At 64.8% G+C, this 23,341-nt stretch carries 25 protein-coding genes; 13 read left to right on the top strand and 12 right to left on the bottom strand.

Annotated elements, in window-relative coordinates; genetic code table 11:
* Positions 1-72: 72 nt before the first annotated feature.
* Positions 73-2,685, top strand: coding sequence for a DNA translocase FtsK (locus IPJ87_07045; GenBank protein ID MBK7941616.1), 2,613 nt, complete (start codon positions 73-75; stop codon positions 2,683-2,685).
* A 96-nt stretch (positions 2,686-2,781) separates the two neighbouring features.
* Here the strand turns inward: IPJ87_07045 and IPJ87_07050 are convergent, their stop codons facing one another.
* The 3 genes from IPJ87_07050 to IPJ87_07060 form a co-directional block, all read right to left on the bottom strand.
* The gene (locus tag IPJ87_07050; protein ID MBK7941617.1) at positions 2,782-3,120 is read right to left on the bottom strand and encodes a hypothetical protein; all 339 of its coding nucleotides are present in this window, start codon (positions 3,118-3,120) and stop codon (positions 2,782-2,784) included.
* A 103-nt stretch (positions 3,121-3,223) separates the two neighbouring features.
* Complete coding sequence (locus IPJ87_07055) at positions 3,224-3,727, bottom strand: hypothetical protein (GenBank protein MBK7941618.1); 504 nt, start codon at positions 3,725-3,727, stop codon at positions 3,224-3,226.
* A 192-nt stretch (positions 3,728-3,919) separates the two neighbouring features.
* Positions 3,920-4,810: a flagellar motor protein MotB gene (locus IPJ87_07060; GenBank protein ID MBK7941619.1), complete on the bottom strand. Its 891-nt coding sequence runs from the start codon at positions 4,808-4,810 to the stop codon at positions 3,920-3,922.
* A 141-nt stretch (positions 4,811-4,951) separates the two neighbouring features.
* Here IPJ87_07060 and IPJ87_07065 point away from each other — a divergent pair, with 141 nt between their 5' ends.
* From IPJ87_07065 to IPJ87_07105, 9 genes are all read left to right on the top strand, one after another.
* Complete coding sequence (locus IPJ87_07065; GenBank protein ID MBK7941620.1) at positions 4,952-6,382, top strand: spore maturation protein; 1,431 nt, start codon at positions 4,952-4,954, stop codon at positions 6,380-6,382.
* A gap of 46 nt (positions 6,383-6,428) precedes the next feature.
* Entirely contained in the window at positions 6,429-6,911 is a 483-nt protein-coding gene (locus IPJ87_07070) for an SET domain-containing protein-lysine N-methyltransferase (GenBank protein MBK7941621.1), read from the top strand.
* 59 nt (positions 6,912-6,970) lie between these two features.
* A complete protein-coding gene (locus IPJ87_07075; GenBank protein ID MBK7941622.1) occupies positions 6,971-7,621 on the top strand; it encodes an outer membrane lipoprotein carrier protein LolA in 651 nt (216 codons plus the stop codon).
* A gap of 144 nt (positions 7,622-7,765) precedes the next feature.
* On the top strand, positions 7,766-8,182 hold the full coding sequence (locus IPJ87_07080; protein MBK7941623.1) for an OsmC family protein: 417 nt from the start codon (positions 7,766-7,768) through the stop codon (positions 8,180-8,182).
* A complete protein-coding gene (locus IPJ87_07085) occupies positions 8,179-8,598 on the top strand; it encodes a (4Fe-4S)-binding protein (protein ID MBK7941624.1) in 420 nt (139 codons plus the stop codon). Before IPJ87_07080 ends, IPJ87_07085 begins: the two co-directional genes overlap by 4 nt.
* Before the next feature lie 4 nt (positions 8,599-8,602).
* Positions 8,603-9,370, top strand: a complete 768-nt coding sequence (locus IPJ87_07090) for an arylamine N-acetyltransferase (GenBank protein MBK7941625.1) — start codon at positions 8,603-8,605, stop codon at positions 9,368-9,370.
* A gap of 42 nt (positions 9,371-9,412) precedes the next feature.
* On the top strand, positions 9,413-10,069 hold the full coding sequence (locus tag IPJ87_07095) for a VTT domain-containing protein (protein MBK7941626.1): 657 nt from the start codon (positions 9,413-9,415) through the stop codon (positions 10,067-10,069).
* A 14-nt stretch (positions 10,070-10,083) separates the two neighbouring features.
* Positions 10,084-10,839 carry a shikimate dehydrogenase gene (locus IPJ87_07100; protein ID MBK7941627.1) on the top strand — a complete coding sequence of 252 codons (756 nt, stop codon included), beginning with the start codon at positions 10,084-10,086 and terminating at the stop codon, positions 10,837-10,839.
* A 235-nt stretch (positions 10,840-11,074) separates the two neighbouring features.
* Positions 11,075-11,509 (top strand): Rrf2 family transcriptional regulator, encoded by a 435-nt coding sequence (locus IPJ87_07105; GenBank protein MBK7941628.1) that lies wholly within the window; start codon positions 11,075-11,077, stop codon positions 11,507-11,509.
* Here IPJ87_07105 and IPJ87_07110 read toward each other — a convergent pair.
* Positions 11,499-12,824, bottom strand: coding sequence for a cbb3-type cytochrome c oxidase subunit I (locus IPJ87_07110; GenBank protein MBK7941629.1), 1,326 nt, complete (start codon positions 12,822-12,824; stop codon positions 11,499-11,501). The genes IPJ87_07105 and IPJ87_07110 overlap by 11 nt on opposite strands.
* Positions 12,821-13,255: a cytochrome c gene (locus IPJ87_07115; GenBank protein MBK7941630.1), complete on the bottom strand. Its 435-nt coding sequence runs from the start codon at positions 13,253-13,255 to the stop codon at positions 12,821-12,823. The genes IPJ87_07110 and IPJ87_07115 overlap by 4 nt, the downstream gene beginning before the upstream one ends.
* Positions 13,256-13,357: 102 nt before the next feature.
* Here IPJ87_07115 and IPJ87_07120 point away from each other — a divergent pair, with 102 nt between their 5' ends.
* From IPJ87_07120 to IPJ87_07130, 3 genes are all read left to right on the top strand, one after another.
* The gene (locus IPJ87_07120; protein ID MBK7941631.1) at positions 13,358-15,013 is read left to right on the top strand and encodes a multicopper oxidase domain-containing protein; all 1,656 of its coding nucleotides are present in this window, start codon (positions 13,358-13,360) and stop codon (positions 15,011-15,013) included.
* 17 nt (positions 15,014-15,030) lie between these two features.
* Positions 15,031-15,762 carry an iron-sulfur cluster repair di-iron protein gene (gene ric / locus IPJ87_07125; GenBank protein MBK7941632.1) on the top strand — a complete coding sequence of 244 codons (732 nt, stop codon included), beginning with the start codon at positions 15,031-15,033 and terminating at the stop codon, positions 15,760-15,762.
* Positions 15,763-15,872: 110 nt separating this feature from the next.
* Positions 15,873-16,244, top strand: coding sequence for a hypothetical protein (locus IPJ87_07130; GenBank protein MBK7941633.1), 372 nt, complete (start codon positions 15,873-15,875; stop codon positions 16,242-16,244).
* Between the two features lie 28 nt (positions 16,245-16,272).
* Here IPJ87_07130 and IPJ87_07135 read toward each other — a convergent pair whose 3' ends face one another.
* From IPJ87_07135 to IPJ87_07165, 7 genes are all read right to left on the bottom strand, one after another.
* On the bottom strand, positions 16,273-16,860 hold the full coding sequence (locus IPJ87_07135) for a MarR family transcriptional regulator (GenBank protein MBK7941634.1): 588 nt from the start codon (positions 16,858-16,860) through the stop codon (positions 16,273-16,275).
* 70 nt (positions 16,861-16,930) lie between these two features.
* Positions 16,931-17,167 (bottom strand): thioredoxin family protein, encoded by a 237-nt coding sequence (locus tag IPJ87_07140; protein ID MBK7941635.1) that lies wholly within the window; start codon positions 17,165-17,167, stop codon positions 16,931-16,933.
* A gap of 299 nt (positions 17,168-17,466) precedes the next feature.
* Positions 17,467-17,895, bottom strand: a complete 429-nt coding sequence (locus tag IPJ87_07145) for a hypothetical protein (GenBank protein MBK7941636.1) — start codon at positions 17,893-17,895, stop codon at positions 17,467-17,469.
* Positions 17,876-18,796, bottom strand: coding sequence for a hypothetical protein (locus IPJ87_07150; GenBank protein ID MBK7941637.1), 921 nt, complete (start codon positions 18,794-18,796; stop codon positions 17,876-17,878). The genes IPJ87_07145 and IPJ87_07150 overlap by 20 nt, the downstream gene beginning before the upstream one ends.
* Positions 18,797-18,798: 2 nt before the next feature.
* Positions 18,799-19,185 carry a cytochrome c gene (locus tag IPJ87_07155; protein ID MBK7941638.1) on the bottom strand — a complete coding sequence of 129 codons (387 nt, stop codon included), beginning with the start codon at positions 19,183-19,185 and terminating at the stop codon, positions 18,799-18,801.
* Positions 19,182-21,143, bottom strand: coding sequence for a tetratricopeptide repeat protein (locus IPJ87_07160; protein ID MBK7941639.1), 1,962 nt, complete (start codon positions 21,141-21,143; stop codon positions 19,182-19,184). Before IPJ87_07160 ends, IPJ87_07155 begins: the two co-directional genes overlap by 4 nt.
* 11 nt (positions 21,144-21,154) lie before the next feature.
* On the bottom strand, positions 21,155-23,068 hold the full coding sequence (locus tag IPJ87_07165; GenBank protein ID MBK7941640.1) for a T9SS type A sorting domain-containing protein: 1,914 nt from the start codon (positions 23,066-23,068) through the stop codon (positions 21,155-21,157).
* Between the last annotated feature and the right edge of the window lie 273 nt (positions 23,069-23,341).

A 23,341-nucleotide genomic window follows, 5' to 3' on the forward strand; every position in this document is an offset into this window, starting at 1 on the left:
GCGCCACGGCCCGTTGCTGGGAACACCCCCCGGTACTTTTGAACGTCCCGCGCGCCAGCCTGCGCGGGCGCCATGCCTGTGGCCAACGAACGCAAGAACAGGGTGAAGTCCACCGACGACGACACGCCGGAGGAGACCCCGAAACGTGCCGCCAAACGCAACAAGCCGCGCGACGCCGGCACGGGATGGTGGTCGCGCACCAAGGCCTTTGCGACCGACCGTCGCACGCACAAAGTCCTCGGCCTCTTCCTGGTGCTGCTGAGCGGCTACCTGGTGGTGGCCTTCGTGAGCTACCTGTTCACCTGGCGCGCGGACCAGGACCTCACCAACCGGTCGTGGGGCGCGCTGCTGAGCCGCGAGGTGGAGGCGGACAACTGGCTGGGCAAGCTGGGCGCGCTGGTGAGCCATCAGTTCATCCGCAGCTGGTTCGGCGTGGCGGCCTTCGCCTTCGTGCTGTGGAGCTTCCTGGGCGGTATCCGCATCCTTGTGGGCAACTGGCTGCTGCCCTTCCGCCGCACCCTCACCTGGAGCCTGGTGACCCTGCTGTGGCTGCCGGCCGCCATGGCCTTCGTGTTCCGCAGCGGCGAACTGGCCTTCCTGGGCGGCGCGTTGGGCTACACCGTGAACGGCCACCTCACCGGCCTCCTGGGCAACTTCGGCGCGGCAGCGCTGCTGCTGTTCAGCCTGGGGGCCGTGCTCACCGCGCTCTTCGACCCTAACTTCACCTGGCTCGTCAGCTTGCTGCAGCGCCGCCCCCCCGAGCCGGAGGCCGCTCCCACCATGGAGGAACCCGCCGTGGTCAAGGCCAACCGCGTGCGCATGGAGGACGCGGTGGAAGCACCAGCACCGGTGGAAGCACCCGGCGAGGAGTCCGTGGTCATGGAGGATGTCCTGCCCGAAGAAGAGGCCGTGGAGGTGGACGAGCCGACCCCGGAGCTCGAGGTGGAGGGTCCGGTCGCAATGGAAATGGAGGTGGAGGGCCTGGTGCCCGAGATCGCGCCGGCGCTGGACCTTGTGCCGGTCGCCGTGGAGGAGACGCCCGTGGACCCCATTCTGCCCGCCGTGCCCATCGCGGTGGACGGCATGAGCGTGGTGGCCGCGGCCGAGGAGAAGGTGCTCACCGAGGACCAGATCGAGGCCAAACTGCAGGAGTTCGGCGAGTACGATCCCACCCTGGACCTGAGCAGCTATGAGCTGCCACCGCTGGACCTGCTGGTGGACCACGGCACCGGGGAGGTGACGGTGACCAAGGAGGAGCTGGAGGCCAACAAGGACCGCATCGTGGAGACCCTCGGTCACTACAACATCGGCATCGACAAGATCAAGGCGACGATCGGCCCCACGGTGACGCTGTACGAGATCATCCCGCAGGCCGGGGTGCGCATCAGCAAGATCAAGAACCTGGAGGACGACATCGCGCTGAGCCTGGCGGCGCTGGGCATCCGCATCATCGCGCCGATCCCGGGCAAAGGCACCATCGGCATCGAGGTGCCCAACAGCAGGCCGCAGGTGGTGGGCATGCGCGCGGTGGTGGCCAGCGAGAAGTTCCAGAACACCAGCATGGACCTGCCGATCGTGCTGGGCAAGACCATCAGCAACGAGACCTTCGTGACGGACCTGAGCAAGATGCCGCACCTGCTGATGGCCGGTGCCACGGGCCAGGGCAAGTCGGTGGGCCTCAACGCCATCCTCGTCAGCCTGCTCTACAAGAAGCACCCCAGCCAGATCAAGTTCGTGCTGGTGGACCCGAAGAAGGTGGAGCTCACGCTCTTCAACAAGATCGAGCGCCACTTCCTGGCCAAGCTGCCGGGCGAGGGCGAGGCCATCATCACCGACACCAAGAAGGTGGTGGCCACGCTGAACAGCCTGTGCATCGAGATGGACGAGCGCTACGAACTGCTCAAGGATGCGCAGGTCCGCAACATCAAGGAGTACAACAGCAAGTTCATCCAGCGCCGGCTGAACCCGGAGAACGGACACCGCTACCTCCCCTACATCGTGCTGGTGGTGGACGAGTTCGCCGACCTGATCATGACGGCGGGTCGCGAAGTGGAAACGCCCATCGCCCGCCTGGCCCAGCTGGCGCGCGCCATCGGCATCCACCTGATCATCGCCACGCAGCGTCCCAGCGTCAACATCATCACCGGCACCATCAAGGCCAACTTCCCGGCGCGCATCGCCTTCCGCGTGACCAGCAAGGTGGACAGCCGCACGATCCTGGACAGCGGCGGCGCCGAGCAGCTCATCGGCCGCGGCGACATGCTGCTGAGCACAGGCAACGACCTCATCCGCATCCAGTGCGCCTTCGTGGATACGCCGGAGGTGGACAAGATCTGCGACTTCATCGGCGCGCAGCGCGGTTATCCCGACGCGCTCATCCTGCCCGAGGTGCCCACCGAGGACGGTGGCGAGCTCGATGTGGACGACGGCGAGCGCGACAGCATGTTCGAGGACGCGGCGCGCCTGGTGGTGCAGACGCAGCAGGGCAGCACGAGCCTCATCCAGCGCAAGCTGAAGCTGGGCTACAACCGCGCGGGCCGCATCGTGGACCAGCTGGAGGCCGCCGGTGTGCTGGGGCCCTTCGAGGGCAGCAAGGCCCGCCGTGTGATGATCCCCAACGAGGCCGCACTGGCCGCGCACCTCAACACGGGTGTGGCTGCGGGGCCGGGGGTGGGGGGATTCTGAAGAACGGGCCGCAGAGGCGCCAAGGCGCAGTGAATGCCTGATCACCGGGGTTCATTTGCGGCGGTCGGTGTGATGCTGGCACCCAAACAGGCTCCCCTACCCCACCAACCGCCACACCAACCCCACCAGCACCACGCCCATGATCACCGAGTAGATGGTCTTGTTATGGCGCGCGAGCCACTCGGGCAGGTAGATGTCGAAGTTGGCGCGTTGGGAATCGGAGTAGCGGCGGGCCACCACGGTGAGCGGGCAGCTCATGCGGAACACGACCAGCGTGGCGATCTCGAGCCCGACGAGGCCCAGCCCCCACCAGAACCAACGGTTGATGCGGTCGGCGATGACGGCGTAGAGCAGGTAGTGAATGACCGCGCTGAGCACCACCCAGATCAGGGTGTGCAGGACCTTGATGGCCACGAGGGCGCTGCGTGCGACCATGCCCGAAGGTGGAGCGATCCGGGGACCGCCCGGCTGATCGGGATCATCCGGAACGCCAACGGCCCCCACGCTTGAGGGCCGCTGACGGGTGGTGGCGGTCGGCTCAGAACACCACGGCCTTGCTGCGGCGGGCGGGCGTCATGCGGCGGGTGTGCTCCACGGCCACGCAGCCCCCTTCGGCATCGAAGGCCAGCCGCCCCACGGGCCCGGCGTAGGCCAGGCCGCCCATGCGCTTCTCGAGCTCGAGCACCACGCCCATGCGCAGCTGGCGCGGTCCCTTGCCGTCGTGGCTGCGCTCCGCATGGTGGGTGTCCACCACCACCTCCTTGCTGAGGTGGCCGGGATGCTCGAAACGCACCAGCACCTCGGTGTCCGCTGGCAGCAGCACATCGAAGCGGCCGGTGCGCGACACGGTGGCGGTGTGCACCGAACCGCCCACCTGCACCTCCACGGTGGCCTGGTCGAAACTGAGCGCCTCCACGTGCAGCCAACCGATGAGCTCGACCGTGGTGGACGCGAGCGGCGCCGGCGGCGGATCGGCCTGTGCGGCGGTGAAGGGGATGAAACTTGCGGCGAGCGCAGGCAGGAGGTGGTTGAGGCGGTGCATGGGTGCGGGTGTTGAGGGGCGATACGGGCGGCCCGCCGCGCGGTGACGTTGCTTCGACCAACGGCGGCCGGCAATCGACGGGGAGGACGAACGCCCGTGCGGAGCATGTGTGACCCACACCCTGCGGAACGCCGGCATGAACGCGCGAACGGCGCCTTGAAGGCGCCGTTCACAAGCGAAGGATGGACCCGGTCACTGCCCGGAGGCCTTCTTCAGGCCGTCCTCGATCATGCCGAAGAACTGGTCCATCTTGGGCAGGATGACGATGCGGATGCGGCGGTTGCGCGAGCGGCCGTCCGGCGTATCGTTGCCCACCAGCGGCAGGTACTCGCTGCGGCCGGCGGCCGTGATGCGCGCGGGATCCACTTTGTAGTCGTTCTGCAGCACGCGTGTGATGGTGACGGCGCGCGAGACGCTGAGGTCCCAGTTGTCCTTGAAGCACTCGCGGCCGATGGGCACGTTGTCCGTGTGGCCCTCCACCAGCACCTCCTGGTCGGGCTTGCCGTTGAGCACCGTGGCCACCTTGCCGAGCACCTCGCGGGCGCGGGCGGACAGCTCCGTGCTGCCGGTGCGGAACATCATTTTGTCGCTGAGCTCGATGAAGACGACGCTCTTCTCCACGTTGACCACCACGTCGGTGTCATTGAGGTTGCCCAGGGAGCTCTTGAGGCTGACGACGAGCGCCAGGGTGACGCTGTCCTTCTTGGTGAGGGCGTCCTGCAGGGTGCGGATGCGCAGGTCCTGTTCGCGGATCTGCTCGAGCGACTTCTCCAGGTTGGCGGCCTCCTTCTGGCTCAGCGTGGCCATCTGCCCCACGTTGTTCAACAGGGCCGCGTTGGTGTTGTTCAGCTGGGCCACCTGGTCCTTCAGGTGGTCGTTCTTGTTCTGCAGCTCCGCCACCCGCGCCTCCATCACGGCGTTCTCGCTGCGGCACCCATCAAGGCCCCGGTTGCATTCATCCAGCTTGTTCTTGAGGGTCTCGTTGGAGAGGGTGAGGGCGGTGTACTTCTTTTCGGACACGCAGCTGGTGGAACCCAGCAGGAGCGCGCCCAGTGCGGCGATGAAGAGAGGTGCTCGCGTCATGGTGAAGGGATGGATGGGCCAAAGCTAGCGGGCCGTGGATGAAGGATCCGTGAAAAGGCCTCTCCCCTTCCACAGCCCCTTGTTCACGGTCGGGCGCCCGGGCGTCCGCACGGGAGAGCGGCGATGCCCTTCTTTGCGGCCATGGCCCTGAGCCGATTCTGGACGTGGATGCTGCTGCTGAGCATCGCTTACATCATGGTGATGCTCTTCAGCGGCCGGCAATACGGGCTGGGCGCCTTGGTGAACGGCCGGCAGGGCGAGCCGATGCTGGTGAACGAACTGGACACCACCGCGCTGGTCGGCACGCCGCTGCTGGCGGAGCTTCGATCAGCAGGCACCTCCGGGGTTCAGCGCAGCGACACGCTGTACACGCTGAACGGCGCCGGCGTGGTGAAGGTGAGCGTGGGCACGGTGCCTGCGGACGGCCTCTTCCCCACCTGCCGCAACACGCTCACCGACCTATGGCTGCCGCTGATCGGCTACCTCACCTTCTTCTGCGGCCTGCTTAACCTGCTGGTGGACGCACGCGCGATGGAGAAGGTGGCGCGGGTGCTGTCCCCGGTGTTCCATCGCATCTTCCCCGACCTGCGGAAGGACCATCCGGCCTACGGGTTCATGACGTTGAACTTCGCCGCCAACTTCCTGGGGCTGGACAGCGCGGCCACGCCGTTCGGCCTGAAGGCCATGGAGAGCATGCAGGCGGACAACCCGGACAAGGACCAGGCGACCAACGGGCAGATCATGTTCCTGTGCCTGCACGCCGCAGGCCTCACGCTGCTGCCCACGAGCATCATCGGTTACCGGGCGGCCATGGGCGCGGCGAACCCGGCGGACATCATGATCCCGTTGATCATCACCTCGTTCGTGGGGACGCTGTCGGCCCTGTTCCTGGTGGCGTTCAAGCAGCGCATCAACCTGTTCAACGGGCCGGTGATGGCCTTCGTGCTGGGGATCAGCGTGCTCATCGGGGTCCTGATGGCCTACATCACCGGCCTGACGGGCGTGCACAAGTTCCACTTCACGGACAACCTCAGCAACGGCATGCTGCTGGCCATCATCGGCCTCATCGTAGGCTTCGCCCTGCTCAAGGAGAAGGTGTTCACCGGGAAGGGCACGAACATGTTCGACTCGTTCGTGCATGGGGCCAAGGACGGCTTCACCACCGGTCTGCGGGTGCTGCCGTACATGATCGCCATGCTGGCGGCGCTGAGCATCTTCCGCAACAGCGGGCTGATGGGCATCGTGATGGACGGTCTGTCGGCCGTGATGGCCGCCGTGGGCGTGGACAAGGCGGTGATCGACGCCGTGCCGGTGGCCCTGATGCGGCCCTTCAGCGCGGGCGGATCGCGCGGCTTCCTGCTGGACGCCATGAAGACCTACGGGCCGGACAGCCTCACCGGGCAGCTCGTGTGCCTGTTCCAAGGTGCCGCCGAGACCACCTTCTACGTGGTGGCCCTGTACTTCGGAAGCGTGGGCGTGAAGGACAGCCGCTACACGCTGTGGGTGATGCTGCTGGCCGACCTGGTGTGCGTGGTGACGGCGGTGTTCGTGTGCCGGATCTACTTCGGGTGAGCGGACGTGGCGGTGAAGCGCTTTCTTTGCGCCCCTTCACACACCCATGGCCAAGCCTTACGCAGAGGACAAGATCGAGCGTCGTCGTTCCAAGATCCACGGCAACGGCGTGTTCGCCATCGCCCCCATCCGCAAGGGTGAGCTGATCGTGCAGTACAAGGGCAAGATGGTGACGCATGCCGAGGCCGACCGGCAGCACGGCGGCGATGTCACGAGCGGCCACACCTTCCTGTTCACGCTGAACGAGAAGTACATCCTGGACGCGAACGTGCGCGGCAACATCGCGCGTTGGCTGAACCATAGCTGTGCGCCCAACTGCGAGGCGCTGGTGCATGAGGACGAAGGCGGCGACCCGAAGAAGGACAAGGTGATCATCGAGGCACGGCGGGCGATCAAGCCCGGCGAGGAGCTCACCTACGATTATGGCATCGTGCTGGACGAGCGCCACACCAACGCCATGAAGCGCATCTGGGCCTGCCGCTGCGGATCGCCCAAATGCACGGGCACCATGCTGAAGCCGAAGCGCTGACCGCGCCGGACCGGTCGTGGCACGACCCTTGCCAAGGGGGCGGCGTAGCTTTGCACGCCATGAACGCACTTCTCTCCCTTCTCACCGTCGGCCTGCTGGCCGCCCCGTTGGCCCACGCCCAGGACGACCCCCGAAGCAAGGCGGTGATGGACCGCCTGGTGGCCAAGAACAAGAGCTACACCAGCTTCGAGGCCGACTTCAGCAGCCGCCTGGTGAACAAGGCCGGCAAGCTGGACGTGAAACAGGAGGGTACCGTGAAGGTGAAGGGGAAGAAGTTCCACCTGGTGCTGGACAAGAACACGGTGATCAGCGACGGTGCCACCCTGTGGACGTACAACAAGGAGGCGAACGAGGTGTCGCTGAACGCCGCGGCGGAGATGGACCAGGAGCTCGACCCCAGCAAGCTGTTCACGATGTACGAGACGGGCTTCAAGAGCCAGTTCGTGAGCGAGGCCCCGGACGCGGCAGGCGTGGTGGTGCAGACGTTGAAGCTCTTCCCCTCCGACCCGACGAAACGGCCGTACCACACCGTGGTGCTGGTGGTGGACAAGGCGAAGGTGGAGCCCCGCAGCGTGCAGGTGCTGTACAAGGACGGCAACGAGGTCACCTACACGTTGAAGCGCTTCGTGCCGAACGTGGACCTGGCCGACGGGCTCTTCGTGTTCGACAAGGCGAAGCACCCCGGCGTGGAGGTGAACGACCTGCGCTGACGCTTCAGGCACCGCGGCAGAGACCGGCCTTCGGTCCGGATCGGACGCAGAGCTCGCCCCCGCGAACACCGGCCCGGCCGTTCGCCAAGCGCACGATCCGTCCGGAGCCACCGCGATGCACGCCGGAACGCGCACCTTTGCGGGATGGAGGAAGGCAGGCATCTGGCCATCGGCGCCCGGCTCGACGGGGCGCCCTACACCACCCGGTTGACGATGCGGGGGCATGCGCTTGTGGCCGACGAACCCGTGGAGGACGGCGGGCGCGACGAAGGCCCCCGCCCGCATGAGCTGCTATGCGCATCGCTCGCGAGCTGCACCCTGATCACCGTGCGGATGTACGCGGACCGCAAGGGATGGCCCCTGCAAAGCCTGAGCGTGGAGGTGCGCATGGACCGCACATCGGCGAACGGTGCCGTGGCCACGCGGCTGGACATGGCCGTGCGGCTGGATGGCGAGCTGGATGCCGACCAACGGGCCCGGTTGATGCAGATCGCCGCGCGCTGCCCGGTGCACCGCACCCTGCTCAACCCCATCCACATCAGCATCCGGGAAGGCGCATGAGCGACAAGGAGCACACTTACACCAACGGCGAGGTCACCATCGTGTGGAAACCCGCGCTATGCACCCATTCGCGGCGGTGCTGGACCGGCCTGCCCGACGTCTTCAAGCCCGGCGAACGCCCCTGGATCCGTCCAGGGGGCGCGGACACCGCCCGGATCGTGGCGCAGGTGCGGAACTGCCCCAGCGGAGCATTGACCCTGCGGGAGCCCACGACGGAAGTCGCCCCGGACGAGCCTTCGATCCGCATCGAGCTGAGCCCGGACGGGCCTCTGCTGGTGCAGGGGCCAGTGACCGTGACGCTGCCGGACGGACGCACCGAGCACCGCACAGGGCGCTGCGCCCTGTGCCGTTGCGGCCACTCCACCAACAAACCGTGGTGCGACGGCTCGCACCGCACACACGGCTTCCGGAGCTGAGCGCATGGAGGTCCGCCACTATCTGGAACGGCTCGGTTCTCGCGGGATCGATCGCCCCGACCTCGACAGCCTGAAGCGCCTTCATCGGGCCCATCTGCTGGCGGTGCCCTTCGAGAACCTGCACATCCGCGCTCGTATCCCGATCGAGCTGGACGTGGAGCGCCTGTTCGACAAGGTGGTGCGCCAACGGCGGGGCGGGTTCTGCTACGAGCTGAACGGGTTGTTCGCGGAGCTCTTGGAGCGGCTGGGCTACCGCCTGGCTCGGGTGCAGGGGCAGGTGTACGAGCAACGCCGCCAGCGCTATGGGGCGCCCTTCGACCACATGGCCTTGCTGGTGGAGGTGGGCGATGAGCGGTACCTGGTGGACGTGGGCTTCGGCGACCTCTTCATGGACCCTCTGCCGCTGCGGGTGGACGAACCCGTGCAGGATGGCGGGCGCACCTACCGGTTCAGCCACGACGGGTCCGGGCAGCTGGTGCTCAAGCGCGCGAACGGCCGCGGCGATGTGCCGGTGTACCGCTTCAGCACGGACGACCACCCCTTCGCGGACTTCGCGCCGATGTGCCGCCACCACCAGACCTCGCCGCACAGCCACTTCACCCAGCGCACGGTGGTGAGCCTGGCCCTGCCCGATGGTCGGGTGACCCTCACGGAACGACGCACCATCCTCACCCGCAACGGGGTGCGCGAGGAAAGGAGCCACGACGAGGTCGGCTTCCGCGAGGCGCTTTGGGCCCACTTCGGCATGACCCCGCCGGAGGCCTTCCATTGAGCGGGCCGGGGACGGCTACTTTTGCCCGCCTCATCCCCGACCATGGAGATCATCCAGGAGTTCTGGTATTTCATCACGCACCTCAACGAGACGCTTCCGGTCTTCATCAACGACCACGGCGCCTGGATCTACGCGCTGCTGTTCGCCATCATCTTCGTGGAGACCGGTCTGGTGGTGATGCCCTTCCTGCCGGGCGATTCGCTCCTCTTCGTGGCGGGGACCCTGGCCGCTGGCGGCATGCTGGACCTGGGGCTGCTGCTGGCGCTGCTCTTTGTGGCGGCGGTGCTGGGCGACAACATCAACTACGCGGTGGGCCGATGGTTCGGCGAGCATGTGGTGGGCTGGAAGCTCTTCGGCCGGGCGCTGGTGCGGCGCAAGGACCTCGACAAGACCCACGCCTACTTCGAGAAGTACGGGGTGAAGACGATCATCATCGCGCGCTTCGTGCCGATCGTGCGCACGATCACCCCATTCGTGGCCGGTGTGGGCGCAATGGACTACCGCCGCAAGTTCCTGCCCTACGATGTGCTCGGTGGGGTCCTGTGGATCGGGCTGCTGACCTTGATGGGCTACCTGTTCGGCAACCTGCCCTTCGTGCAGAAGCATTACGAGACCGTGATCCTGGCCATCATCGGCCTCAGCGTGCTGCCCATGGTGGTGGAATTGATCCGGCAGCGGCTCAATAAGCCGGCGGCCTGAGCGTTGAGGAACCCGTGGCACGCTATGGGTTGATCGGCCGGTCCCTCGGTCATTCGCGGTCTCCGGAACTCTTCGCCGACCTGTTCGCGCGTGAAGGGGTGTCCGGTGCGCGCTATGAACTCTTCGAACTGGAAGCGGTGGACCGACTTCCGGCGCTCATCGGGGCTCACCCCGACCTGCGCGGGCTGAACGTCACCATCCCCTACAAGCAGGCGGTGATCCCGTTCCTTCACGCCCTGAGCACCGAGGCGGCCGCCGTCGGCGCCGTCAACAGCATCCGCATCGCGGGCGACCGGTGGACCGGTCACAACACGGACATCGAAGGGTTCCGCGCGCTGCTCACACCTCACCTGCGGACCTTGACGGAACAATCCGGTCAGATGCGCCCACGCGCGCTGGTGCTCGGCAGCGGCGGCAGCAGCCGGGCCGTGGCGTACGTGCTGCGCGAACACGGACTGCGCTTCCGCGTGGTGAGCCGCAGCCGCGATCGAGGCGACCTCACCTGGGATCAAGTGGACCGGACAGTGATCGGGGTGTGCCGACTGATCATCAACACCACCCCGCTGGGCATGTGGCCGACCGTGGAAGAGGAACCGCCCCTGCCCTACGCGTCGCTCACCGAACGGCATCACCTCATCGACCTGGTGTACAATCCGGAAGAGACCGTGTTCATGCGGAGAGGACGCGAAGCCGGCGCGGTGGTGGAGAACGGGCGGGTGATGTTGGAAAGGCAGGCGAAGGCGGCGTGGCGGTTCTGGGGGGAGGGTTGAGCACCTCCAACGTATGTATGGCCATACATATGTTTGAAAATACTGGTCTATAAGTCGCTCACTTTCAGCGGACTGCTGAACCAGTACATCGCCCTGGCTAGCCAATTGATTGGTTACATGGCTGATATTCATGAGATTGAACATATGTATGGCCATGCATACGTCATACCCCCTGAAGCCGCCTCCCCTGACAGCCATCATCCCACCCCGTACTCCCATCCCAACTTTCGCCCCGATGTTCTCCAAGGCCTGTGAATACGGCATCCGCGCGGCAGTGTGCATCGCAGGATGTGGCCAGCAGGGCCTACACCTGAGCCTGAAGGCCATTGCCGAGCGGACCGACAGCCCGGAAGCCTTCACGGCAAAGGTCCTTCAGATACTCGTGCATGCCGGGCTGGTCTGGTCGGTCAAGGGTCCTGGTGGAGGATTCAGCATTCCTGGATCCGAAGCACGGCGCATCCGACTGAGCCAGATCGTGGCCTGCATTGACGGCGATGCCATCTACCGGGGTTGCGCCCTGGGCCTGGCACAATGCAACGCACGTGAACCGGGCCCATTGCACGAGAGCTTTCTCCAGGTGCGTGAGGATCAAAGGCACATGCTGGAGACCACCACCCTGCACGACCTGGTGAGCGGCCTCCGCGAGGGACGGACCGTGCTCAAGCGCTGACGCGCGAACGGGTCGACGCGTTCTGCTCGACAAGCAGCTGCCGGATCAGCGGGATCACCACCAGGGCCAGCCCAACGGCGACCACAGCGCCGGACGCGACGGACACGACAAGGACCGGCATCACCGGGCGCATGACCTCAGCGTGTTCCGACAGGCCAAGGCCCACAGCACGCCAGCCCTTCAGCACGCCGGCCAGGATAAGCGCCGACCACATGATGTGGAGCGCTACTCCCGCGATCCGAAGCCCCGCGCGCGGCCATCGGCCCACATGCGCAGCGTCGAAGCCCGACCAATGAGCGATGCAGGCCAGCAGGATGAACGTGTTGATCCCGATGGTGGCGCCCATGGCGTGCGCGACGGTGACGTGGGTCCCGTGGGTGAACCGGTTGAGCGCGGGCACCGACATCAACAACGCGAGCAATAGGTTCAGCAGCACCCAGTGTTCCGCCCAGCGCAAGCAGCGTTGCCCGAAGCCCTCCTTGGGTGTCGTGCTGGGCTTCGTGCGCATCCCGCGCAGGATGTCGAACATGATGAGCCACTCGGCCATGCTGATGGCATAGGCCGCATGCCGAAGCCACCCTGCCGTGGGTGCGTTGTACAGATGATGCCCCCAGTTGAACATCAGGTTGGCGAGGCCGAGGAACCAGAACGTGTGCGCCTTGCCGCTGCGCGCCAGGGTCTCGTTGCCCGATACGCGAACGGCCAGGTACAGCGATGCACCGTAGATGAGCTGGTTCCACGCCCCCACCATGCTGCCGTTGCTCTTCCACTGCACGGTGAGGTCGCGCAGATAGCTGGAACGGATGGCGGGCAGCAGCCAGAGGTTCTGTTCCACGAACGTGAACAGGAAGAAGATCAGGCCGGTGGTCCACATCCACAGGTACATGGGTGCGCCTCGACCGCGGCCGCGGAGCGCACGGGCGTGGTCGATCAGCAGCAGCACCCACGCCAGACCGATCGGCAGGGCGAGCCAGGGTGGGAACTCCCAGTACTCACGTCCGCCGAACTTCCCGACCAGGTAGGAGATCAGTGCGATGGCCAACGAACCGGCCCACAGGAACAGGAACCCGTTAAGAAGCCGTCGATGCGGCTCCACCCCGACCGCGTCGGTGCGTGAGGCGAGCATCACGGCCACGGCCCCCGTCAGGATCCAGAAGAGCGCAGTGGTGGTGTGCAGCGGTCGCAGCCGGGTGAAGTCGAGCCACGGCGACGCCACCGGAAGCATGAATGCGATGCCAGCGAGGACGCCGAGCAGCAGCGCGGCCAGAAGCAGCGCGAGGGCCAGGACGGCGAGCGTGCGGACCGGTCCGATCATGGCCCGGTGGGTATGATGTAGGTGCCGGACCAATGGACGTGCTCCGGGGGAACACGGGAGCTGCCGTGCCGGTCCACCCAGGCCAGGAATGCGATCAAGGCGTCGATGTCGGTGTCATCCAGTGGATGAGCGGGCATGCGGCCCGTGCCGTAGCGGATGAAGGCGCGCAACCGATCGGGGTCGCGGTCCTGGGCCACGTTCGTGAGGTCGGGCCCCATGTATCCGCCCAGGCCGAACAACTGATGGCAGGCCTGGCAGTTGTGCACCTGCCAGAGCGAGCGGCCCCGCATCGCCGCGTCATCGGGAGCGCTGCTGCGCCCATCGAACAGTCCGGCGTAGATGGCCACCGTGTTCGCCACGAACGCGAGCACCAGCAGCGCGAGCGTGCCGGAACGCCACTTCAGAACGGAGCCATCGGCCGTCTCCTTCATTCCACTGCGAAGACACAACGACCCTCACCCTGAGCGAATGATGCGCGTCATGATATTCGGACTTGTTTATCCCTTATTTCGGCCCCCACTGAACTCCCGCCCATGTTGCGTCCGTCGATCCTGTTGCCCACCTGTGTGCTCTCGATCGTCTCCGTGGCTCAGGTCATGAACCCCATGGCCGTTCCACCGGCCTTGGACCTGGACACCTTCGATCTGGATGTGGACGAGCACGTGGTGAACTTCTACCCTGGGGTGAATACGAACACCTATGGGGCGAGCGCGCCCTACCTGGGCCCGACGTTGATCCTTCACCGAGGAGATACGGCACGTGTCCGCGTACACAACCACCTCGGCCAGGTGACCAGCATGCACTGGCATGGCATGCGCGTCCCGGGATGGGCCGATGGTGGCCCGCCACGTGAGGTGCTGCCGGGGGAGACTTGGTTCGTGGAGTTCCCGGTCAACAATCCGGCCGCCACCTTCTGGTACCACCCGCATCCGGACGGGCTCACCGCCGAGCAGGCCAACTTCGGTGTGGCCGGGGCCATCGTGGTGCGCGACAGCGTTGAAGCAGCGCTCGACCTGCCCCGCAGCTACGGTGTGGACGACCTGCCCGTGGTGATCCAGGACAGGCGGTTCGCCCCCAACGGCAACTTCGTGTTCGCCGCCTACGGCGATTCCGTGCTGGTGAACGGCACCTCGCACGCGTATGTGGAGTGTCCGGCGCAGGTGGTGCGGCTGCGTCTGCTCAATGGCAGCAACGCGCGTGTCTACCAGCTGGGTTTTGAGGACGGCCGCACCTTCCACGTGATCGCAGGCGATGGCGGCTTGCTGGCCGCGCCCGTGCCCACCGATCGGCTGCCCCTCAGCAACGGCGAACGTGCCGAAGTGCTGGTGGACCTCACGGGCATGGCGGGCGACAGCCTCCTGCTCATGAGCTTCGGCAGTGAGCTGCCCCTGACCGTCCCCGGGTCCGACCATCCGCTGTGGGAAAGCAGCGCCCTCAACGGCATCGACTTCGCGGTCCTGCGCATCCGCGTAACGGCACCGACGGCGGACCCCGTGACGGTCATTCCCGCATCCTTGGTGACCGTGACGCCTCCGGATGAGGCCGACGCGGTGCGGACCCGGACGAAGATCCTGGCCGGCATGGGCATGGTGGGCATGGGTATGTTCACCATCAACGGGCTCATGTTCGATCCGGCCGTGGTGAACGACACGATGCTCCTCGGTACCGCCGAGGTGTGGGAGATCGAGAACATCAGCAACATGGCACATCCCATGCACCTGCACGGCGGGTCCTTCTACGTCCTGGACCGTGACGGGGCACCGCCCCACCCGTGGGAATCGGGGCCGAAGGACGTGGTGCTGGTGGACGCCGGCGCCAGCGCGCGCATCATCATGCGGTTCGACGACCTGAGCGACGGTTGGCCGTTCATGTACCACTGCCACAACCTGATGCACGAGGACAACATGATGATGCTGCAGTACATCGTGGTGGATCCGAACACGGGTTCGGTGCCCGTGCGGCCGGAAGCTGCTTCGATCCACCCGGTACCATCCGACGGCCGCTTCACCTACAGGTGCCCCTTCCCACCCGAGGAACTCCGCATCACTGATACCATTGGTCGAGAGGTCCATCGGCAGGGCTCGCTTCCCCAACGCGGTGAGCTGACGCCCCCCCTGTCACCTGGCACATACATCGCCACGTTCAGCACCGGCGCTCGCCGGGCAATCGCTCATCTCGTCATCCAATGAACAGCTCTATGAGCACCATGCCCCTCCAGGAGCGCACCGTCGGCTCCATCGTGGCCGATGACTACCGCACCGCCGCCGTCTTCAACGCCCACGGGATCGACTTCTGCTGCAAGGGCGGACGCTCCATCGTAGAGGTCTGCCGCACCAAGGGCCTCGACCCTGACGCCTTGGAGCGCGAGATCCGCCAGGCCACGGAGCGCGAAAGCGGCGCGAGCGACGATGTTCAGCACTGGCCCTTGGCACGCCTCATCGAGCATATCGAACGCGTTCATCATCGCTTCGTGGAAAGCCGAAGCACCATCCTGCTGCAGTTCCTGGACAAGCTCTGCAGGGTGCACGGCGAGCGCCACCCCGAGCTGTTCGCCATCCGCGACGAATTCCAGGGATGCGCGCACGCCATGGCCGCCCACATGAAGAAGGAGGAACTGGTGCTCTTCCCCTTCATCAACCAACTGGAGCAAGCCCGGCAACACGGCATGCCGGCCCCCGCCCCGCATTTCGGCACGGTGGACAACCCCATCGCCATGATGGAGCACGAGCACGATGCCGAAGGTGAGCGCTTCCGCCGCATCGCCGAGCTGAGCGATGGCTACAGTAACCCGCCCGACGGCTGCACCACCTACGGCACCACGTACGCCATGCTGCGCGAGTTCGAGGAGGACCTGCACCGCCACATCCACCTGGAGAACAACATCCTCTTCCCGCGGGCCAAGGCCTTGGAACGGGAGTTGCGCTCCGAAAAGGTATGAAGGGTGCACCTTCCGGCCCGTTCCGCGAAGCAGCGTTGGCCGGTCGAGAGGAGATCTCCACAAAGCACCGCCACCTGATCGCACCTTCCCGCTTCCTGGTCCTTTGGCTGATGGCCCTGTTGGGCTGGTGCTGTTCCGCTGGTCCTGGGACGGCATCGGAGGACAACGCCCATGGCCACCCGATCATCGATCATCGTTGGCCGGTGAATGCGGAGACGCAGGCTGGTATCCGGCGGATGCAGGCCGTGATCGCCGCCTATCCGGCCAACGGCCTCACCGGCGCCGAGCTGAAGGACACCCTGGGGGCCCAGCTCGATGGGATCTTCACCAACTGCACGATGGAGGGCGAGGCGCATGTGGCCTTGCATGACCATTTGGTGCCGCTGATGAGCCTGATGAGCGACCTGCCGGACGATCCCAGCGCTGAACAGGTCGAGGCGATCGGGGCACACCTCCGCACGTTCGACGAGGAGTTCAGGTGATCCCCCTGTGACCGACCGGACCGTTCGTTCAAGCCTCCATGGTCTCGTGATCCGGGCAGTCGGTGCGCAGGTCGGCCACGGCCAGATCCTGCCGGAGCAAGGTGCAGTGATGGCTCAGGTGCCGGTCGCCACGATAATGCGCGCAGGTCCAGCACATGCGCTGCACCTGCACATCCCCGCTGTCCAGCAGCGACCGGAGCAGCCGCATCAGGGCCAGCAACAAGGCCTCCCGTTCGTGCAAGGGTAAGGTAGTGAGCGCCCCGGTGAAGGGCCCACTTGTGGGGAGCCACCTCTTGCCGGCCGGAGTTAGTCGAAGCGCATGGCTGCGCCCGTCGCGCTTGTCCGGTTTCCTGATCAACAGACCGCGGTCCACCAGGAGCGCCGCGCTATCACTCACCGTGGGGCGCGTCACCTGCAGCTCTTCGGAGAGACGCGCAACGCCCACGGCTTCATCGCTGTGCTCGGCCACGAAACCCAGGATGCGGATCTGCAACGGGCTGAGCCTGGCGCCCGTGGCCTGTTGCCAACGCAGGGCGCGAGCCACCTCCCCGATGCGTTCAAGCAACCGGGCAAGGTGCTCGTCCAGCCCCCCAGTGGCGCCGTCCTTCAGAGCCATGGCCGTAAGGTATCGGATCGATGGGACCCGGCACGAGCGGCCGGGTCCCACGAGCCTCCACCAGATCCTCTCAGCCCTTCACATCGGCCATGCTCGCACCGTGATTGATGTGCAGCACATCGCTTCCGATGACCAGCGCGGGAACGCTCTTTACGCCTGCGGCCTCAGCCTCGGCGATACGACCGCGATCCTGGCCAAGGTGGACGTGCTCCACTTCGAACCGGTTGCGGTCCACCAGTTCGGTGATCCGATCCTCCGCGTTGATGCAAACCGGGCATCCGGCGTGGTAGAAGACTGCCTTTTTCATGGTGTAGGGGTTTGTTGTTGATGTGAGCGGGCGGGATGTCCTTCCCGGGGCAAATATAATTAGGTTTCCTTACTTTTATGGGCCCGCCATGTTCTATCCTTCGATCAGGGTTCCGGTTCCTTGGCGAACTGGCCGGCGCGTGTCCGGGTGCGACAACCCCATGGTCACCCTCCTTGCCAGTCGATCAGCTGGAAAGCCCTGCCATGAGGCTCATGGTCGAACATCAGCCGAGGAGCCCGGATCGCCGTCCCGCTGGACCCGGGCCAAGCCGGAGGCACGATCCGGGGTTGACGGACCGGTCAGTTGTTCAGCGCACCCTGTTCGATCCAGGCGCGGATGGTCTCGATCTCCTCAGCGCTCAGGAATGTGCCATCGGGCGGCATGCCCAGACCATAGACCTCGGTGAACGAGATCTTGTTCCATAGCACACTGGCCTCCGGATCCCCGGGCACCACACGCACGGCGGGTGCATGGTTCGTGCTCGTTACGCCCACCAGACTGGCATGGGCCTCGGTCGTTGAAAGGTCCAGCCCGGCCATGGGCGGATGACAGGTCCAGCAGTGCGCATTGAAGATCGGCTGCACCTCGGAGGAGAAGTACACCGTATCCACCGGTTCACCGGGATCGACCGGTTCCGGAACGTACAGCGGACCTTGATCCTTTCTGCACGCCGCGCCGAACAGGACGAGCAACAGGACCACGGTCAACCTAGCGCTCCGATCGGGCATGGCGTTGTTTGGGTTTGACGAACAGCACGCGGGAGATATTGAAGCCCAGATGCATGTACCCTTCGTCATAGCGTGACGATGCAGTTGCGTACGACCGTTGATCGATGATCTCCTGTCCGGTGCACAGGATCACCTGGAACACATGTCCCTGAGTGGCCAACTCGTAAGCAAGGGCCCAGGGAACCAACTCCTGTCCGGGCGGTCGACCATATGCGGACGGGGCCACCTCAAAGAGCACCGATCCCTTCGGGGTGAGCTTCGCACGAACGGCGATGGGGATCACGACCTGCTGGTTCGGATGCCCGACCGGGACCAGATTCCGATGAATGAAGACCGTTGCGACCTGGGCCGACAACCGGGATGTGAATTTCCTGGCGACGATGGCCTGCGCCGTGTAGCTCAACCTATGCTCATAGCGCTGCACATAGGGGGTGGTGCCATCCGCGAGGAAATAGCGGTCTCCGGTGGTGGGGAGTTCGTCGTCCATCCAGGCCGCGTTCGCCAATAGGGTGAGCGACAACGGCATCTCGTTCCCCACGGTCTGACGCAGCACGCGCACCTTGGCCCCCAGGTCCCAGACCTTCCCGTTCTTCGAACGCCCCACCTCCAGGTGCGCGATCTTGATCGGTGCATACTGAAAGGCGAACCGGATGTTCGCTGGAAGATCCAGGCCGAGGAACTGCTTCCATGCCGAACCGTCGGGACCGAACGCACCGAACCGATGCTGGATCATGAACCCGAACGATCTTTTCCGGGGGATCACCTCCACGCTGGAGGAATTCACCACCTGCGTTCCTGCGAACGTGCCGGTGACGAACTCCCTGTTGGAGCCGTCCTGCGCGCGGAGCGTGGCGCAGAGGCATGCACCACCGGACAGGAGAAGGAGTGTGTGGTACTGCATGGTCACGGATGGTCGAGTGTCCGGATATAGTGAGCCAGAGCCCAGCGTTCCTCACGGCTCAGTACATGTTCATACGAGGCCATCTCACCCCGTCCCTTGGTGATCTTCCAATAGAGCGCCCCATTGGTCTGGGCCTGGACCCGATCGGATCCAAGGTCCGCCGGAACGGCCTGAAGTGCGACCGCATTGGGACCATCCCCTCGTCCCTCCATGCCATGGCAGGTCCAGCAGAGGGATCCGAAGACCTTTCCGCCCAGAAGAACGGCCTTGGGGTTCGTGGCCATGGGGTCCGCAAGCCGATCGGCTTCCGGTGGTGCGGTCCAAGGCTCCCCTTGCTGAGGGAGCGACGCGGTACAGTACAGGAGGATCAGCGCGATCGTGCGGGTCATTGGTGGTCGTTTGGTCCGATCCCATCCTGTTCGAGCCAGGCGAGAGCTTCACGGATGCGTTCATCACCGGGATCGATATCGCTGGCGGCACCGAGCTGTCGATAAGCCTCCACACGCTGACCAACGCGGACATAGGCCGAGGCCAGCGCGACCCGGGCCCGATTGTCATTGGGCCGCAGTTCCACCAACCTGGTGAGATGGCCGATGGCGGCCGCGTTGTCACCGATGGAGAGTCGGAGTGCCGCCAGATTGTTGCGGAGCATTTCCTCGGGACCACCAAGGCTCAGGGCGGTCTCGAAATGCCCGATGGCCTCCGTGGTGCTCCCCATCCGATGGGCCAGCTCACCGGAGGCCACCAGCAGCGACACGTCGCCGGGCGCTCGATGCAGACCCTCCCGAACGGCCTTCGAGGCGCCGGAGAGGTCACCCTTCGCCTTACAGGCCTCGGCCAGAGACAAGGCCGACCGGATAAGCAACGCACGGCTGTTCGTGCCGGACCGATCGTCACCAAGCAACAGGTTCTGCTGCCAGAGCTCCATCGCCTCATCCGCCGCCCCCATGCCGTTCAGCAATTCCCCGAGCCTGTATCGCGCCTCCACATGGCCGGGATCATCCGTGATGATCCCCCGCAGGTCCGCGATGGCCTGATGATCCTGATGCTGCATCACCCGCAGCGAAGCGAGCGACAACCGATGATCGATCGGGGCGATGAGCCCAAGGTCAAGGGCGCGTTCGAAATGCGCGATCGCCGATGCCAGTCGATCAGGACGGGCGTCCATGGCGAGTGTGCGCATGATGCGTCCGCCCATCCATCCGTGGTACTGAACCCAGCCGGTATGGGCCAAGAGCGCGATCAGTGCGATCGCTGCACCCACCACGATCCGACCGGCCGGCCGGATCCTTCCGTCCAATTTCAGCACATGACCTTGGAGCGTGTACACATCGCGACCCAGCGTGCGGACAAGCGCCAGAAGGATAAAAGCGGTGCATCCCGCCAGGGCCACGGCCAATAGGAAGGGGATCAGGTCGTACGCACCCCGCCAGACGACGAAGGCCGGCAGGAAGACCGCAACAAGAAGGATGTCCTCGCCAATGCTGTTTCGAAACCGTCCTGTGGAAGTGCCCAAAAAGTTGCCCTTACGGAACAGCGGAGGTGTACGGAATCCGAACTGCACGGCATTCTCGGGACAAGCGGCCACACAGTCAAGGTCCTTGAGGCATCGCGGATCGGTGACCATGCCGTGCAGTGCGAGCTCCCGGTGAACAAGGATGTCCGATGAGCACGCTTTGGTGCACAGTCCACATTGGGAACAGTCCTTGGCGAGAACGATCCTACCGGGTGCGACCTGATCGGCCAAGCCGAACAGGGCACCGTACGGGCAGGCGTGATAGCAGAAACCGCGGCTACCGAGCAGGTAGACCATGAGGAAGCCACAAACGAAGAACGTGAGGATGGCGACACCCGGGGGCGGCAGATTGCGCCAAAGATCATCCGTGGTGAAGGAGGACCAACGCGAACCCGAAGCCTCCACGACATGCAGACCTTCACCCTCCAGACCTTGCCAGACCTGCAGGACCTGCGGCCAGATGAACAGGTAGAACATGGCGGCGACGGGCACCCAGACCAACGTGCGTGACCGCAGTGGGCGCGGTTCGATGCCCACCTTCGCCAGCAACCATCTGGACGCATCCTGAAGGGCCAGGATGTGGCAACCCCACGAACAGAAGAAACGGCCAAAGAGCGCCGTGGCGAGCATGACAAGGGCCATGAGGATGAATCCGGCCGTGACGATCCCCTGATGCACCGTGTAGAGCACCTCGTTGAACTCGAGCGGGGCCAGCGTTCTGCCCTTGAGCTTCCAGTGGACGAAATGCAGGATGAAAAGCACATGCACTCCGATCAGGCTGGCAGCCCGCCATGAAGTGTATCTCCCTGCCCGCCCCCCCCGCTCCGGCATGTTGCTGAGGATCAGTTCAGAACAATGCGCTGTCGGAAGTACCGCCCCTCGACCCGAAGCCCGAGGGTGTACATACCGACCGGCTGTGCGCCCAGGTCCCACGTCCGTAGCATCTGACCTGCAGCCGCCTCAATACGCTCGGCCATCACCACACGGCCCAATGGATCGATCAGCTCAAGATCGAGCATGGCGGATGCCAGCAGGTGAACGGAGATGGTCACCGGCCCCCGAGCGGGGTTCGGATAAACCTGGAATCCGCGCAGCGAAAGCGCTTCGTTGACCCCTGTGCATGTCTGCACCTCCACGGTGACCAACGCAGGAGCACTGCGACACACTCCACCCCCATGCTCAACCTCCCAATCGAAAAAGTAAGGATAGACACCCGAGCCTGCACTGGAACCCGTGATCGATGCCACCTGGCCGATGAGGTAGGGATAGGAGGCTCCCGCCGTGTTCCGCCAGAGGTCGGTGGTGCCGCTCACAACCAATGAGTAGTTGTTGCCGGCCGGCACTTCGAAGTCGAGGTCGATCCTGGACACACCCGCTGGGACGAAGGCCGACCGGGTGGCCTGAAGCACCCCGATGTTGTCGACCAGTTCCACCGTCCGTGTTCCGGCGGATGCGGCGTACACTTTGACCGACCGCAGCACGAATGTGGCCATTGCGTTGAACCTCAAAGCGGAGCCACCGGCATGGAAGGAACCCGCACCGGTATCATCCGGTTTACCTCCGGTGATGATCGCCCCGGAGTAGACGGTGGCCGAAGTGACCGAATAGTCCGTGGTGGTATAGAGCACCGGGGTGGTGAAGGTGTTGCCCGTACCCACCAGGTTATTGCCACTGTCGTACCACTCCAGCGCGTCGCCGGTGGCGGACAGTTCCACGCTTTCCCCTTCACAGATGAGGGCACCGGCGACGATCGGGGGGACGGGTTCGGGCAGAGCCACCACCGAGAACGGCGCCGAGGTCGCCGAGCCGCAGTGACCATTCACCGTCACGGTGTACGTCCCTGGTCCAGCGATGATGCTGCTGGTGGTCGCACCTGTGGACCACTGATACGATGTCCCGGCATTGGCATGCAGGACAACGCTTCCGCCCTGGCAGACGAATGCCTGTTCTTCACAGGTGATCCTGGCAAATGGCGCGGTCGCCGGCTGCTGGCTCAGCGAATAAGGCACGGCTGTCCAGTTGTTCGTCTCATCGGCCTCGTTCACCACGTTCAGGGGGTCGGCTTCGAGCACGATCCAATAGTCCCCGTTGCAGGTGCCGGTCGGGATGTCGATCCACATGCCGTCGAGATACTCGCTGTACACGTCCGTGTAACCCGAGGAGATCCCCTGCCGGACCATGCTGCACCCGTAGGGCCCACCCAGGCCGAGGTTGGGGAAATCGGGCCCGTACAAGGTGGTCCCTGCATTGTACACCCTGTTATCGTCCTTGCAATGATGTTGGGCAGCACTGGCATTGCAGCTATGGTAGTCCATCAGACAGAACCCGAGCTTGTAGCCTTCGGCCACGATCGGCCACTGCCGCGGATCGCTGACCCCGCTTTCCTGCACGCGCAGGCTGAAGATACCCCACTGATCATAGTGAGTATGACCATGGGTGGGATGATAGGTCATCCCTTGGGGCATCACCCGCTCCACCGATGTCATGACGGAGCCGTTCTTGTGGAAAAGCCGTTGCGTGGTGAGTTGCTTGGCCGTCCCTCCATTCGGGCAGGCGAACTGCTGCGAAGCGCTCGGATCGTACACGGTGAACGTGTCAACGCCGCAAACGAACCGGCGATAGCCGTTCATGTCAACACCGCGGACCTCGAGAGGACCGTACCCGATGTTGGGCGTTGAGCTCGTGATGTTGATCCGACCCGGTTGCTCATTGGGACCGTTGAGGTAGTTCAGGGCCGCATACCACGATGTGGTCATATCCGGAAGCAGATCGCAGTTCGAACCCTGCCCAGGTGGGCATTGGCACGAGGTGGCGTTCGTGGTGGTGCACTGTGACCAAAGCGATGTGTTCGTGCCGAGGATCAAGCTGAACAAGATGGCGGAGAGTTGTCGCATGGTGTCCGTATGGTGCGTGAAAGTTTCTCGATCATGGACGAGCTTTCTATGATTCTCATCATGTTTCACCGAACGTCCATATCCACCGCAGAGTACCCTCATCCCTTCGTTCGGGACTTCAGGAGGCCGATCATT

The organism is Flavobacteriales bacterium (genome assembly GCA_016713875.1).
In the GTDB taxonomy this organism is placed as follows: domain Bacteria; phylum Bacteroidota; class Bacteroidia; order Flavobacteriales_F; family PHOS-HE28; genus PHOS-HE28.

What these genes read in the sequence shown, in the direction of transcription:
- IPJ87_07085 (MBK7941624.1), top strand. Translation starts at nt 8,179, where the DNA reads ATGAGCGACAAGGAGCACACTTACACCAACGGCGAGGTCACCATCGTG.
- IPJ87_07090 (MBK7941625.1), top strand. Translation starts at nt 8,603, where the DNA reads ATGGAGGTCCGCCACTATCTGGAACGGCTCGGTTCTCGCGGGATCGAT.
- IPJ87_07065 (MBK7941620.1), top strand. Translation starts at nt 4,952, where the DNA reads ATGGCCCTGAGCCGATTCTGGACGTGGATGCTGCTGCTGAGCATCGCT.
- IPJ87_07135 (MBK7941634.1), bottom strand. Translation starts at nt 16,860, where the DNA reads ATGGCTCTGAAGGACGGCGCCACTGGGGGGCTGGACGAGCACCTTGCC.
- IPJ87_07105 (MBK7941628.1), top strand. Translation starts at nt 11,075, where the DNA reads ATGTTCTCCAAGGCCTGTGAATACGGCATCCGCGCGGCAGTGTGCATC.
- IPJ87_07130 (MBK7941633.1), top strand. Translation starts at nt 15,873, where the DNA reads ATGGCCCTGTTGGGCTGGTGCTGTTCCGCTGGTCCTGGGACGGCATCG.
- IPJ87_07155 (MBK7941638.1), bottom strand. Translation starts at nt 19,185, where the DNA reads ATGACCCGCACGATCGCGCTGATCCTCCTGTACTGTACCGCGTCGCTC.
- IPJ87_07050 (MBK7941617.1), bottom strand. Translation starts at nt 3,120, where the DNA reads ATGGTCGCACGCAGCGCCCTCGTGGCCATCAAGGTCCTGCACACCCTG.
- ric (MBK7941632.1), top strand. Translation starts at nt 15,031, where the DNA reads ATGCCCCTCCAGGAGCGCACCGTCGGCTCCATCGTGGCCGATGACTAC.
- IPJ87_07165 (MBK7941640.1), bottom strand. Translation starts at nt 23,068, where the DNA reads ATGACCACATCGTGGTATGCGGCCCTGAACTACCTCAACGGTCCCAAT.
- IPJ87_07095 (MBK7941626.1), top strand. Translation starts at nt 9,413, where the DNA reads ATGGAGATCATCCAGGAGTTCTGGTATTTCATCACGCACCTCAACGAG.
- IPJ87_07140 (MBK7941635.1), bottom strand. Translation starts at nt 17,167, where the DNA reads ATGAAAAAGGCAGTCTTCTACCACGCCGGATGCCCGGTTTGCATCAAC.
- IPJ87_07045 (MBK7941616.1), top strand. Translation starts at nt 73, where the DNA reads ATGCCTGTGGCCAACGAACGCAAGAACAGGGTGAAGTCCACCGACGAC.
- IPJ87_07060 (MBK7941619.1), bottom strand. Translation starts at nt 4,810, where the DNA reads ATGACGCGAGCACCTCTCTTCATCGCCGCACTGGGCGCGCTCCTGCTG.
- IPJ87_07145 (MBK7941636.1), bottom strand. Translation starts at nt 17,895, where the DNA reads ATGCCCGATCGGAGCGCTAGGTTGACCGTGGTCCTGTTGCTCGTCCTG.
- IPJ87_07080 (MBK7941623.1), top strand. Translation starts at nt 7,766, where the DNA reads ATGGAGGAAGGCAGGCATCTGGCCATCGGCGCCCGGCTCGACGGGGCG.
- IPJ87_07075 (MBK7941622.1), top strand. Translation starts at nt 6,971, where the DNA reads ATGAACGCACTTCTCTCCCTTCTCACCGTCGGCCTGCTGGCCGCCCCG.
- IPJ87_07150 (MBK7941637.1), bottom strand. Translation starts at nt 18,796, where the DNA reads ATGCAGTACCACACACTCCTTCTCCTGTCCGGTGGTGCATGCCTCTGC.
- IPJ87_07055 (MBK7941618.1), bottom strand. Translation starts at nt 3,727, where the DNA reads ATGCACCGCCTCAACCACCTCCTGCCTGCGCTCGCCGCAAGTTTCATC.
- IPJ87_07110 (MBK7941629.1), bottom strand. Translation starts at nt 12,824, where the DNA reads ATGATCGGACCGGTCCGCACGCTCGCCGTCCTGGCCCTCGCGCTGCTT.
- IPJ87_07070 (MBK7941621.1), top strand. Translation starts at nt 6,429, where the DNA reads ATGGCCAAGCCTTACGCAGAGGACAAGATCGAGCGTCGTCGTTCCAAG.
- IPJ87_07115 (MBK7941630.1), bottom strand. Translation starts at nt 13,255, where the DNA reads ATGAAGGAGACGGCCGATGGCTCCGTTCTGAAGTGGCGTTCCGGCACG.
- IPJ87_07160 (MBK7941639.1), bottom strand. Translation starts at nt 21,143, where the DNA reads ATGCCGGAGCGGGGGGGGCGGGCAGGGAGATACACTTCATGGCGGGCT.
- IPJ87_07120 (MBK7941631.1), top strand. Translation starts at nt 13,358, where the DNA reads ATGTTGCGTCCGTCGATCCTGTTGCCCACCTGTGTGCTCTCGATCGTC.